8 protein-coding genes are annotated in these 11,950 nt (G+C 70.3%); 5 read left to right on the top strand and 3 right to left on the bottom strand.

The features are described from left to right. Window positions 1-110: 110 nt before the first annotated feature. Window positions 111-998, top strand: a complete 888-nt coding sequence (locus KYK13_RS08060; RefSeq protein ID WP_223643344.1) for a glycosyl hydrolase — start codon at window positions 111-113, stop codon at window positions 996-998. On the opposite strand, the gene KYK13_RS08065 is transcribed toward KYK13_RS08060, so the two are convergent. The 3 genes from KYK13_RS08065 to KYK13_RS08075 all read right to left on the bottom strand — a co-directional run bounded on the left by KYK13_RS08065 (window position 986) and on the right by KYK13_RS08075 (window position 6,125). Continuing rightward, on the bottom strand, window positions 986-2,269 hold the full coding sequence (locus KYK13_RS08065; protein ID WP_223643346.1) for a FadR/GntR family transcriptional regulator: 1,284 nt from the start codon (window positions 2,267-2,269) through the stop codon (window positions 986-988). The genes KYK13_RS08060 and KYK13_RS08065 overlap by 13 nt on opposite strands. An 851-nt stretch (window positions 2,270-3,120) precedes the next feature. Beyond that, on the bottom strand, window positions 3,121-5,562 hold the full coding sequence (locus tag KYK13_RS08070) for an aminoglycoside phosphotransferase family protein (protein WP_223643348.1): 2,442 nt from the start codon (window positions 5,560-5,562) through the stop codon (window positions 3,121-3,123). Window positions 5,563-5,567: 5 nt separating this feature from the next. After that, window positions 5,568-6,125: a dual specificity protein phosphatase family protein gene (locus KYK13_RS08075; protein WP_223643350.1), complete on the bottom strand. Its 558-nt coding sequence runs from the start codon at window positions 6,123-6,125 to the stop codon at window positions 5,568-5,570. Window positions 6,126-6,261: 136 nt separating this feature from the next. Between KYK13_RS08075 and KYK13_RS08080 the strand changes: the two genes are divergently transcribed. The 4 genes from KYK13_RS08080 (at window position 6,262) to KYK13_RS08095 (ending at window position 11,866) form a co-directional block, all read left to right on the top strand. Beyond that, window positions 6,262-7,944: a cellulase family glycosylhydrolase gene (locus KYK13_RS08080; RefSeq protein ID WP_223643352.1), complete on the top strand. Its 1,683-nt coding sequence runs from the start codon at window positions 6,262-6,264 to the stop codon at window positions 7,942-7,944. A gap of 103 nt (window positions 7,945-8,047) precedes the next feature. Continuing rightward, entirely contained in the window at window positions 8,048-9,022 is a 975-nt protein-coding gene (locus KYK13_RS08085) for an alcohol dehydrogenase catalytic domain-containing protein (RefSeq protein WP_223643354.1), read from the top strand. Then, window positions 9,019-10,014 (top strand): Gfo/Idh/MocA family protein, encoded by a 996-nt coding sequence (locus tag KYK13_RS08090; protein ID WP_223643356.1) that lies wholly within the window; start codon window positions 9,019-9,021, stop codon window positions 10,012-10,014. Before KYK13_RS08085 ends, KYK13_RS08090 begins: the two co-directional genes overlap by 4 nt. Window positions 10,015-10,108: 94 nt before the next feature. After that, on the top strand, window positions 10,109-11,866 hold the full coding sequence (locus KYK13_RS08095) for an ABC transporter ATP-binding protein (protein WP_223643358.1): 1,758 nt from the start codon (window positions 10,109-10,111) through the stop codon (window positions 11,864-11,866). The last annotated feature ends 84 nt before the right edge of the window (window positions 11,867-11,950 follow it).

An 11,950-nucleotide genomic window follows, 5' to 3' on the forward strand; every position in this document is an offset into this window, starting at 1 on the left:
CAGGGGGCCCTCTGGGGAGGGGGTGGCCGTCGGGCGCGGGGATGCCCCTGGGGGGCGGTTGCCTTGAAAGGTCGCGTGCGCTGCACACCCTGGATGGCAGGGGGCGGGCGATGATTGAAGCGGTGAAGCTCTGGAACGAGCCGAACAACAAGTCCCACTGGGACTTCGAGCTCGACAAGGACTGGCGCATCTATTCGAGGATGGTGCGGCTGGCGGGGGAGGCGGTCCGCGCGGAGTACCCGCTCCTGCCCCGGGTGCTGGGGGGCATGTCGCCCATCGACCCGGGCTTCCTGGAGCACCTGGATCGGCAGGGCGTTCTGGACGCGGTGGACGTCGTGGCGGTGCATGGCTTCCCGCTGGACTGGAACCACTGGCCCATCGACGAATGGCCCCAGCGCATCGCGGAGGTTCGCGCGGTGTCCCGCCATCCGGTGTGGGTCACGGAGGTGGGGGTGTCCTCCTTTGGCGCGGAGGAGGTGCAGCAGTTCGGCCTCCGGCGCACCGCGGAGCTGCTGCTGGGGCGGGTGGAGCGGGTCCACTGGTACAGCCTCTATGACCTGCCCGCCACGTGGCCCGCGACGACGCGCCACCGCGAGGCGGAAGGGTCCTCGTACTACCGGCACTTCCACATGGGGCTGCTGCGCGAGGACGGCACCCCCAAGCGCGCGCTGCGCCACTTCGCGGACTACACGCCGGAGCTGGGCATCTGTCAGTGGTTCCACTTCGAGGACCCGCGGCTGGATGATGCCGTGGCGTGGTTGAAGAAGCTGGGGGTGCGCCGCTTGCGGACGGGGTTGAGCTGGGCGGACAGCCTCCGGCCCGGAGCGGAGGAGTGGTTCGACCGGCAGATGCGCGCGCTGGAGGATTTCGACGTGACGCTCACCTACTGCTTCACCCCGGAGTCCTGCGGCATGGCCGCGCACCACACCAGTCCGCCGAACCATGTGGAGGAATACGCGGACTTCTGCGCGAGGATGACCCGGCGCTACGCGAAGTAGGCCGCCAGCAGTTCGTGGGCACGGCGGGCATGCGCACGTGCTCCGAGGGTGCAGGCAACGGAACCCCAGAGGCGCGCGGTCCACCGGACCAGTCGGTTCTGGATGCCGTGCCGGGGGCCTCGCACCATGTGCCCCGGCTCGGGATCGCAGGTGGGGGAAGCCTCGGGCTGAACCCCATCCGTCCGAGAGTCGGCCAGGGTTCCCGGGGCCACGCCCAGCGCGGTCGTGGCACATTCTCCAAGGGTTTCGCACTCGGATGGCCCGGTGGTGGCGGATGCCCGTCGTGGTCTGCTGTCAGGGGCCTCCGAATGGAGGTCCTGGGCAACCCCGAGCGTTTCGGCGACCTCGGTGGAAGGCGCACCGCCGCCAGGGCTCCATGCCCCGACGCCAGAAGCAGCCTCCAGTGCACGGCCCAGCTCGGCGACCGGTTCCATCCGGCCAGGGGCACGTTCCTCCACGCGGGGAAGTGATTCCTGTGCTTCATCCTGCGTGGGGGCTGACACGGGGGCATCAATGCGGTGGGGCGCGACGCGAAGGGCCTCAAGGGATGCGGGCTCCGAGGGGGCGGGCGCGAACTGTTCGAGCAAGCGCTCATCGCAAGCCTTCATGAGCGTGGGCAGGTCCTGTTGGAGCGCCCGCGTGTCACGCTCCCTCAGGGCATCCGTCGCGCAAATGACCCACTGGCGCAGTGCTTCCCCTTCCATGAAGGACAGCAGTCGGGCCGGGCCGCCCAGGAAGGCACGATGCAGGGATTGAACGAGGAGCACATGCCCGGGCCGCTCCGCCACCCGGGCCGCCAGCCGCAGCAGCTCGAATTCCACCTGGGCGCACTGCTCTCCCGATTCCCACTTCGCCGCGTCCCAGAGCCCGAAGCAGAGCCTCCCCAGCGAGTCCAGGTCTCGCTCGGAGGCCTTCACGCAGCAGTCGACGAGGAGCTCCACCATCACCTGCCGCCGGAGGCTGAAGTAGCCCTCCAGGAGCCACCGGGCCTCCGGCGAGCGCGCGTCATGCAGCGCCAGCCCCAGGTTCTCCAGTGTCAGCGACTCATCCAGTGGTACCGCGCGCGTCTTGCGGCCGGAGCGCTGCACCACCAGGCCCCGCGCCGCCAGCCGCCGCAGCGCCTCGCGCATGGTGCCCCGACACACCTTCATGCGACGCGCCAACTCCGCTTCCGAGGGGAACTGCCCGCAGGGCGGCAATCGTCCCAGAGCGATATCGCGCTCCAACTCCGTCTCGACATACGCCACGAGTCCACCCCGCCCCATCTCCATCCCCTTCCTCGTCCTCGCCCCAGCATCGCCATCCAACCACAGGGGTCTGACATCGAAGCACGTGCCCACCGTCCGAATTGCCTACGTCACCGACGCGGCCCCGGGGCGCGGGCTGCGAAAACTTGTCCGACTGTCGGACAGGTTCGAGGACTTTGACCTCATGCGGTGAAAACCGGTCTGACTGTCGGACACGTCTGGGGCACGGGTTTCAGACTGAGAAAACCAGTCCAACAGCCGGACAAGCGCGCGGCCCCTGTTGTCATGTGGCGAAGACCCATCCGACAGTCGGACAAGCGCGCGGCCCCAGGCGTCATCGGGCGAAAGTCTGTCCGACAGTCGGACAAGCTCGTGCGTCATTCCTCGTGCTGCGAAACCCCTCCAACAGCTGGACACGTTCGCAAACTCGGCCTTCGTGTCGCGCAAGCCCGTCCGAGTGTCGGACACCTTCGTCGGACACCTTCATGGGCCCGAGCGTCGTCCGGCGTAAACCTGTCGGACAGGTTCATGGGATTGAGCATCGTGCAACTTGACCCAGTCGGACAGTCGGACAGGGGGGGCACGGGCTTGGGCATCGCGCGGCGTGGACCTGTCGGACAATCGGACAGGTTCACTGGGCGGGCGTCCTGCGGCGTAGACCTGTCGGACAGTCGGACAGGTTTTCGGAAAGCGTGCCCGGCGGGCGCTGCCCTTGGTCATGCATGGCTGTCCGCGCAATCACATGGCCGGGGTCTATTTCTGGTCCTGGCCTTGGTGGACCTTCGTGGCTACCTGCGCAGGCACAACGTCGGCGGATCACCGCTGCGCTTCGCAATGCGCGCATCCTCGCGAAGGACTTTGCGCCGAAAGGTGGGTCAACACATTGCGGGCGACCTGTTCAGGACCTCTCTGAGTCGCGTGGCGTAGCGGGCCGCGGCAGCGTGCAGCCGGGTGGCTTCTTCGGGAACCACGCTCTCCAGTGCGGCCGCGGCCAGGGTGTGATGACCGCATTGGAAGGCGAGGTAGCAGGGCCGATAGAAGCGCAACAGCCCCGGGGACACGCGATGGCCGCAGTTGTGCTCGACGCGCGTGGCGAGCGCGGGTTCGCTCAGCTCCAGCTCCACGGCGGCGCCAACGATGTCCCAGGCCACGTCCTGACAACCCACGAGGTCGAGCCCGGCGTGATGGTCCACTGCGTCCGTCTTGAGCACCGGACCTCCGGGAAGGATGAGCCATTCCCAGGCATGGAGCTTGTGGTCTGTCTCCACGGGCCGCGCGGCTTGTGTGAGCGCTGCCAGGTGGGGCGTCCATGCGTCGAGGGCTCGCGCGAGTCCTTCGCCCAGGGCCTGGGCGGTGTTGTAGCGCGCCATCTCCAGCAGCCGGCACATGGAGGCTCCACGTCCGGGCTCCGGCGCGGAGAAGGAGCGTGCTCGGAAGCCGAGGTAGCGCCCCGCCTGTCCCAGTAGCGCGGTGCGGTCCTGCTCGCGTGCGACTGTCAGAGGACGAGACCGCTTCATCCAGGGCTGCACGAGGAACCCGTGGCGCAGTCCCAGGACGGGAGGCGTGAAGCCGGCTTCCGCGAGCTGACGTGCCCGGTGGACCCGGTGCTCCGCGGGCACGCCGAGGCCCGCGAATCGGAGCAGGAACGTGCCGCGCTCCGTGGTCAGCAGGTACTTGCGACGCTCCTGCTGGACGTGAACCGCTGGCCAGTCTCGTGGATCCGGGAAGAGGTGCCGACGCCATGCTCCCGCACCAATGTCCTCCAGCGGGCCGATGGCCGGCCCCGTGAGGTCTTCCACCCAGGACGCGAGTCGTGCCGCGCAGGTATCGAAGTCCGGCGGGTGGCGGTGGACGTGGGCCCAGCGTGTACGGTGATGCTCGCTGGCCATCGGACCTGGAGCGCCCGCGTGGCTGGGGAAGAAGTGCAGCCGCTCGCGGGCCATGCCCCGAACCTCCAGGAAATCCGCCACCGCGCCGAAGGAGCTGCCCGACAGCCCAGGGCCTTCGTCCACGATGGCGACCGCGTCCGCGCTCGCCATGGCTTCCAGTTCGCGGGTGAGCCGGGGGCCTGGACACAGACGGCGCTCGAACGGAGGGCCCACGGGACGGACCGTGACGGGCGGCATGTCCGAACCAAGGCCCGAGGCAATGATGCACGCGAGCCCGGTGCCGATGCTGCGCACGCCCACCACCCGGGTCGAACCCGCGAGCCGAGCGGACCGCACGGCCTCCAGGTACAGCTCCGGGTACAGCGCGAAGTGCGCGTAGCCCTCCGGCTCCTTGAGCGTCACACGCGAGGGTAGGGCACTTTGTTCCAGCGATTTGATCGGTGCGGACAGGGCACTTTGTTCCAGCGATTTGATCAGTGCGGACAGGGCACTCTGTTCCTGCGATTGGAGCAGTTCGGGCAGGCTGTCCCGTTCCGGGAGGGGGAGCATCGTGGGCAGGCTGCTCCGTCCCAGGGATTTGAGCAGCGCACGTAGGGCACTCCATTTCAGGGAATCGAGCAGTGCGGGCAGCGCGGGATGTTGTCGCGATTCGAACTGCGTGGGCCGTGCGTTCAATCGCAGTGATTCGGGCTGCGTGGACCGTGTGTTCAGTCGCAGTGATTCGGGCTGCGTGGGCCGTGCGTTCAATCGCAGCGATGCGAAGTGTTTGGGCCGGATGCTCCATCCCCTTGATTCGAGCCGCGTGGATGGGACGCGCTGATGCAGCGATTCGAGCTGCGCGAACCAGACGCTCCATCTTCTCGACACGGGCCGCGTGAGTCGCACGCTCCATTTTCTCGATTTGGGACGCGTGAGCCGGACGCTCCATCCCCTTGATTCGGGACGCGTGGGCAGGACTTGCTGTCGCAGCGATTCGGGCCATGGGGGTGGTGAACTCAAGCCCAGAGATTCGAACTTCGTGGCCCGTACGCCCTGTTCCGCCGGTTCGGGCAGGGTGGACCATGGGCCCTGGTTCAATGATTCGGACGGGATGGGCCGGGGGCTCTGCCCCCGGGTCTCACTCCGCTCGAGCGATGCCGTGACCTGTCGGGTGACGCCTGTCCACGATTCCGCCAGGAGCTTCGCCAGTGCCAGAGGCAGCGCGAGCCAGGATTGGCTCCCGGGACCTGCTTCGTCCTCACCCGCGGCCTCCGCGTCCGCATCGAGCAGACCCTGCGCGAGCACGCTCGCTTCAATGAACAGGGTCACCAGCTCCGCGTGCCATTCGAGCCCCGGAGGCAGCGTGTCCAGCCGCCGCAGGCGGACTTTCAGCGCTCCGAGGACTTCCGCGGGCGGCAGCGTTCGCGGGTGGTCGCCGTAGACCAGCATGCCATTCAGCTTCCGCCCGTCGTTTCCATGCTCGCACGCAGATGCCGGTACGCGATGGTGCCCAGGGCTTCGAGCGTGGGGATCGTCCAGGCGACGTTCGTCCTCTCGCTCACGTCTTGCATGTAGGTGATGAAGGCCTTCAGCTGCTCCGGACTGGGTGATACGCGCGGCCTCCGTGTCTTCGCCAGCTCCAGCGCTTCGAGCGGCTCCATGCCTTGATCCACCAGCACGCACAACGACAGCAGCGCGCTCCGCCCGATGCCGTGCTCGCAGTGGATGAGGACCTTCTGCCGCCTCGCAAGCCGCTCGCGCACCCATGCGACTCCGTCGTGGAGCATCTTCAGCTGGATGGCTCGCATGTCCACCGTGGGCAGGTGCAGGAACGTGATGCCGTGCTTTCGCAGCACCTGTTCGTCGTCCCGACACTCCACCCGGACATCCACCACATGACGCACGCCCAGCTTCTGGGCCAGATGCGCCGCCGCATCCATGGGATAGCTTCCGCCCACCGCCAGCAGCGGCGTCACCCAGTCGAGGTTGAGCTCCCGCTCCTTCACGCGCATGCGCACTCCCTTCTGCTCCAGGGCCGCGAGGCCGCGGAGGAAAGATAGCGCCCCGCGGTGAGGGACGGCCGGGCGGCCTGGAGCGAACCCCGGGCGCTCGGCCCGCTGATTGGCGCCAGCACAGAGGGGGAGGGACATGGGGCCATTCACGAGGCGCTGGCCGGTGTGGCTGTGGATGTTGCTGCTCGCGGGCTGCGCGGCCTCCCGGCCTCCGCCCGCCACCCTGGCTCCAATCCAGGAGGTGGAGCGCTTCGCCCGGTTCGAGGTCGGCTTCACCGTCCCCGGCAGCACGAGCGCCCCGGACGACATCCCCGTGCGCGCACGCTTGGTGGCGCCCTCCGGACGGGAGATCGAAGTGGGCGGCTTCCCCGTGACGGGCGGCGGCTTCCGCGTGCGCTTCACGCCCCAGGAGGTGGGCGAGTACCGCTACCGCGTCCAGGCGGGAACGCGCGAGGTCGCGTCAGGCCGGTTCCTGTCCCGGCCCTCGCCGCGCCGGGGCTTCGTGCGCCGGAGCACGGTCTCCACGCATCACCTGGCCTGGGAGGACGGCACGACCTTCCTGCCGCTGGGCGAGAACCGCTTCAACGTCTACGACCCCACCTGGAACTACGGACGCCTGTCCGCCACCGACTACATCGCGGGCATGGCCGCGCGCGGGATGAACACCCTGCGCGTCTTCATCTTCACCGACTGCGAGCAGGAGGAGCCGGTGCCCGGCGCCCAGCCCGGTTGTCTGGAGCCCCGGCCCGGCGTCTTCGACCCGGAGGCCGCCGCCCGCTACGACGCCATCCTCGACGCGGCGGAACGGCACGGCCTCCAGGTCATCCTCACCCTCTTCGCGGTGGGCTTCACGCCCGGCGAGACGTGGAAGAGCTGGGAGGACAACCCCTACAGCACCGCGCGCGGCGGTCCCTCCGCCACGCCCAGGGACTTCTTCGCCCGGCCGGAGCTGGCCGAGCGGCGGCTGCGCTACGTGCTCGCGCGCTTCGGCGCGTCACCCGCCCTGCTGGCCGTGGACCTGCTCAACGAACCGGAGTGGGACGGCAACATCGGCGAGGCGACGTGGATGCCCTGGGCGGAGCGGCTCGCGGCGACGTGGCACGCGGAGGATCCGTATGGACACCTCGTCTCGGTGGGCTCGGTGGGGTTGCACTGGAACGTCGAGGGCGATGAGCGCCCCTGGTACGCGAGCCCACAGGACGACCTCCTGCAATGGCACCTCTACGGCAAGGAGTTCTACGAGGTGCATGCGCTCGCGGCGGAGCTGACGCGCAAGGTGGCGGAGACGTGGGGCTACGACAAGCCCATCCTCCTGGGAGAGTTCGGCTACGGCGGCGACGACCGCCGGACGTATGACCACACGCACGTGGGCATCTGGGTCACCACCTTCTGTGGCGCGGGGGTGCTCGCGCACAGCGCCCCGCCCTTCACCGAGGACTCCGACCTGCCGATGACGCCGGAGCGCGGTCATCATTTCCGCGTGCTGGCGGATTACCTCGCACGGCTGTCTCCGGGACCGCCGCTGTTGCCGCGGGAGCCACCCGCGGTGTCCCCCGCCGGCACGCGGGCCTGGGCCATGGGCCGCCCGGGACTCCTCGCGCTGTGGGTGATGGGCGCGAAGGAGGGCTACGGCGAGCCCGTGTCCGGAGCCCAGGTGCGCCTGCGGCTCGCGCCCGGTGAGTACCGCGTCACCTGGTGGAACGATGTGACGGGCGCGGTGGTGTCCCGCGAGCAGCGGCTCGTGGTGGGGCCGGAGGTGTCGCTCCCCGTGCCCCCGTTCGTGCGGCACGCGGCCGGTGTGTTGGAAGCCGTGCGCTGAGCCCCCGAGTGGCGGCGAGTCCACAGCGTCCAGCCCCCTGGCGCCGGGTCCCGTGTGGCGGGCGCGGTTCTAGCTTGGGGCGATTCTCCGGGGAGGGCGGTCCATGGATGGCGCGGCGGTGGGCACGATGCGGGCGGCGGTGGTGGGCGGACCTCGGGGCATCCGCGTGGAGCGCGTGGCCCTGCCTGAACCCGGCCCCGGCCAGGTGCGGGTGCGGATGGAGGGCTGCGGCGTCTGCGGCTCCAACCTCCCCGTGTGGGAAGGCCGCGAGTGGTTCCGCTACCCCCTGCCGCCCGGCGCTCCAGGACACGAGGGCTGGGGCGTGGTGGACGCGCTGGGCCCGGACGTCTCCAGCCTGAAACCCGGCGACCGCGTGGCCATGCTCTCCTCGGCCGCCTTCGCCGAGTACGACCTGGCGGACGCGGCCTCCGCCGTGGTGCTGCCGCCGTCGCTCGCGGGCAAGCCATTCCCCGGCGAACCCCTGGGCTGCGCGATGAACATCTTCCGGCGCGCGGACATCCAGCCGGGCCAGACGGTCGCCATCATCGGCATCGGCTTCCTGGGCGCGGTGGTGACGCGGCTCGCGGCCAACGCGGGCGCCCGGGTGCTCGCCATCGCCCGCAGGCCCTGGGCGCTGGAGGTGGCTCGCAGCCAGGGCGCCGCCGAGTGCATCCCCCTGGAGGACCCTCACCGCATCATCGAGCGCGTGAAGGCCCTGACCGGCGACGCCCTCTGCGACCGCGTCATCGAGGCCGTCGGCACGCAGGGGCCGCTGGACCTCGCCGCGGAGCTGACTCGCGTGCGCGGCAAGCTGCTCATCGCGGGCTACCACCAGGACGGCCCCCGGCAGGTGAACCTGCAGCTGTGGAACTGGCGCGGGCTGGATGTCATCAACGCCCACGAACGCGACCCGAAGGTCTACGTCGAGGGCATCCGCATGGCCGTGGATGCTGTCGCCTCCGGCCGGGTGGATCCGTTCCCCCTCTTCACGCCCTTCCCGCTGGCGCAGATGGACCGCGCCTTCGAGGCCCTGCGCTCGCGTCCGGAGGGCTTCCTCAAGGGGCTTGTCACCCCATGAGCGCCGCCCCTGGAGCGAAGCCCCGCGTCGGCTTCCTGGGCGTGGGCTGGATTGGCCGCAACCGCATGGAGGCCATCGTGCGCTCGGAGCAGGTCCAGGTGGTGGGCGTGTGCGACCCCTCCGCCGACGCGGCCCGCGAGGCGCGAGCGCTGGCTCCCGGCGCGAAGTGTGTCGGGTCGCTGGATGCGCTGCTCGACCTGGGGCTCGACGGGCTGGTCATCGCCACGCCCAGCGCGGTGCACGCGGAGCAGTCCCTGCGCGCGCTGGAGCGGGGCGTGGCCGTGTTCTGCCAGAAGCCGCTGGGCCGCACGGCCCCGGAGGTGCGCCGCGTGGTGGACGTGGCCCGCGCGAAGAACCGGCTCCTGGGCGTGGACCTCAGCTACCGCTTCACCACCGGCGTGCGCCAGCTGCACGAGCGCATCCGGGCGGGCGCGCTGGGCCACGTCTACGCCGTGAACCTCGTGTTCCACAATGCGTACGGCCCGGACAAGGCGTGGTTCTACGACCCGAAGCAGGCGGGCGGCGGCTGCGTGATGGACCTGGGCATCCACCTGGTGGACCTGGCGCTGTGGACGCTCGGCTTCCCGGCGGTGGAGGCGGTGTCCTCCCGGCGCTTCGCCGGAGGGCACCCCCTGGCCTCGCGCGAGGACGTGGAGGACTTCGCCGCCGCGCAGCTCCTCCTGGGCACGGGCACCACCGTGCAGCTCGCCTGCTCGTGGAACCTGCCCGCCGGGTGCGACGCGGTCATCGAGGCGGCCTTCTACGGCACGCGGGGCGGCGCCGCGTTCCGCAACGTGGACGGTTCGTTCTACGACTTCACCGCGGACCTGTTCCAGGGCACGCGGCGCGAGCGGCTGAGCGCGCCCCCCGATGCCTGGGGCGGACGGGCCGCCGTGGCATGGGCCGCCCGGCTGGCGAACGGCGAGCGCTTCGACGCGGAGGCCGAGCGGCTCGTGGACGTGGCCGCCGCGCTGGACCGCCTCTACGCCTGAGCCCCGAAGGCCGAGCGGAAGGGGAGGGGCGGGCAGCGCGTTCCTGGCGCTCATGCAGAGTCCTCCTGTCCCTCCCGCATCGGTGTCCCGCGCGATGGCCTGGCTCAAGCCGCACCGCCGCGCCGTCGTCTTCATCCTCCTCCTGGTGCTGACAGGCTCCGCGCTGAGCGCGCTGGAGCCGCTGGTGCTCAAGCACATCTTCGACCAGCTGGGCGCGCAGGGGGCCGTCCGGGCGGTGCTCCTGGGCGTCACGGGCCTGGTGCTCATGGGCCTGACGCGCGAGGCGCTCGGCTCCACGGCGAACTGGCTCACCTGGCGCACGCGCATCCGCGTGCACTACTCGCTCAACGAGGCCACCGTCACGCGCCTGCACACGCTGCCCCTGAGCTTCCACCGCGAGGAGGGCGTGGGCGCCATCATGACCCGGCTCGACCGGGGCATGCAGGGCTTCGTGGGCGCCATCACGGAGCTGGCCTTCAACGTGGTGCCCGCCGCGGCCTACCTGCTGCTCTCCGTCATCATCATGCTCCGGCTGGACTGGCGGCTGGCGCTGCTCGCGCTCGCGTTCGCGCCCCTCCCCGTGCTCATCGCGCGCAGGGCCGCGCCCGTGCAGACGAAGCGCGAGCAGACGCTGATGGACCGCTGGGCCAGCATCTACGCCCGCTTCAACGAGGTGCTCTCCGGCATCGTCACCGTGAAGAGCTGCGCCATGGAGGAGCGCGAGAAGCAGCGCTTCCTGCACGGCGTGCGCGAGGCCAACGCCGTCGTCGTCCGGGGCGTGGGCTACGACGCCGTGGTGAGCGGCAGCCAGAACCTCATCGTGATGGTGGCGCGCGTGGCGTCCGTCGGCATGGGCGCCCTCCTGGTGCTCAAGGGCGAAATCACCACCGGCACGCTGGTGGCGTTCCTGGGCTACATCGGCGGGCTCTTCGGCCCGGTGCAGGGCCTGAGCGGCGTGTACCGCACGCTGCGCACGGCGTCCGTGGCCATGCACCAGGTGTTCTCCATCCTGGACGCGCAGGACCACCTGGGGGACGCCCCGGACGCGCACGAAGTGACGGGCGTGAAGGGCGAGGTGGAGTTCTCCGACATCCACTTCGCCTATCCCTCCAGCGCGGGCGAGGGCCGGCCGCTCCTGCGCGGCGTGGACCTGAAGGTGCGGCCCGGAGAGACCGTCGCCCTCGTGGGGCCCAGCGGCGCGGGCAAGACGACCCTGATGAGCCTCCTGTGCCGCTTCTATGACCCCGTGCGGGGCGCGGTGCGCATCGACGGGCAGGACGTCCGCTCCCTCAAGCAGATGTCGCTGCGCCGCCACATCGGCGTGGTGCTCCAGGACAGCCTGCTCTTCAATGAGAGCGTGCGGGCGAACATCGCCTACGGCCGGCCGGAGGCCTCGCAGCAGGAGATCGAGGCCGCCGCCCGCGCCGCGCACGCGGACGGCTTCATCCAGCGGCTGCCGCAGGGCTACGACACCGTGGTGGGTGAGAAGGGCAGCCGCCTGTCCGCCGGGGAGCGCCAGCGCATCGCCATCGCGCGGTCGCTGCTCAAGGACCCGCCCATCCTCGTGCTGGACGAGCCCACCAGCGCGCTGGACGCGGAGAGCGAGGCGCTGGTGCAGGAGGCGCTGGGCCGCCTGATGAAGGGCCGCACCACCTTCGCCATCGCGCACCGGCTGTCCACGGTGGTGGACGCGGACCGCATCCTGGTCCTCCAGGAGGGCCGCATCGCCGAGGAGGGGCGGCACGCGGAGCTCATGCGCCACGGCGGCTACTACGCGTCGCTCGTACACCGCCAGACGCGCGGGCTGCTGCCCGACCGTCCCCAGGCGATGCCGTCGTCCCTGTCCGCCTGAGCGGATCCACCTGCCTTGTTGCCCGCGCGGGCGCGCATCCAGGCAAGCCATCAGGGTGGGGTGCCCCGTGCGGTGGGGTGGTTA

Origin of the sequence: Corallococcus sp. EGB (genome assembly GCF_019968905.1) — a bacterium.
Lineage (GTDB): Bacteria > Myxococcota > Myxococcia > Myxococcales > Myxococcaceae > Corallococcus.

What these genes read in the sequence shown, in the direction of transcription:
- KYK13_RS08060 (WP_223643344.1), top strand. Translation starts at nt 111, where the DNA reads ATGATTGAAGCGGTGAAGCTCTGGAACGAGCCGAACAACAAGTCCCAC.
- KYK13_RS08065 (WP_223643346.1), bottom strand. Translation starts at nt 2,269, where the DNA reads ATGGAGATGGGGCGGGGTGGACTCGTGGCGTATGTCGAGACGGAGTTG.
- KYK13_RS08070 (WP_223643348.1), bottom strand. Translation starts at nt 5,562, where the DNA reads ATGCTGGTCTACGGCGACCACCCGCGAACGCTGCCGCCCGCGGAAGTC.
- KYK13_RS08075 (WP_223643350.1), bottom strand. Translation starts at nt 6,125, where the DNA reads ATGCGCGTGAAGGAGCGGGAGCTCAACCTCGACTGGGTGACGCCGCTG.
- KYK13_RS08080 (WP_223643352.1), top strand. Translation starts at nt 6,262, where the DNA reads ATGGGGCCATTCACGAGGCGCTGGCCGGTGTGGCTGTGGATGTTGCTG.
- KYK13_RS08085 (WP_223643354.1), top strand. Translation starts at nt 8,048, where the DNA reads ATGGATGGCGCGGCGGTGGGCACGATGCGGGCGGCGGTGGTGGGCGGA.
- KYK13_RS08090 (WP_223643356.1), top strand. Translation starts at nt 9,019, where the DNA reads ATGAGCGCCGCCCCTGGAGCGAAGCCCCGCGTCGGCTTCCTGGGCGTG.
- KYK13_RS08095 (WP_223643358.1), top strand. Translation starts at nt 10,109, where the DNA reads ATGGCCTGGCTCAAGCCGCACCGCCGCGCCGTCGTCTTCATCCTCCTC.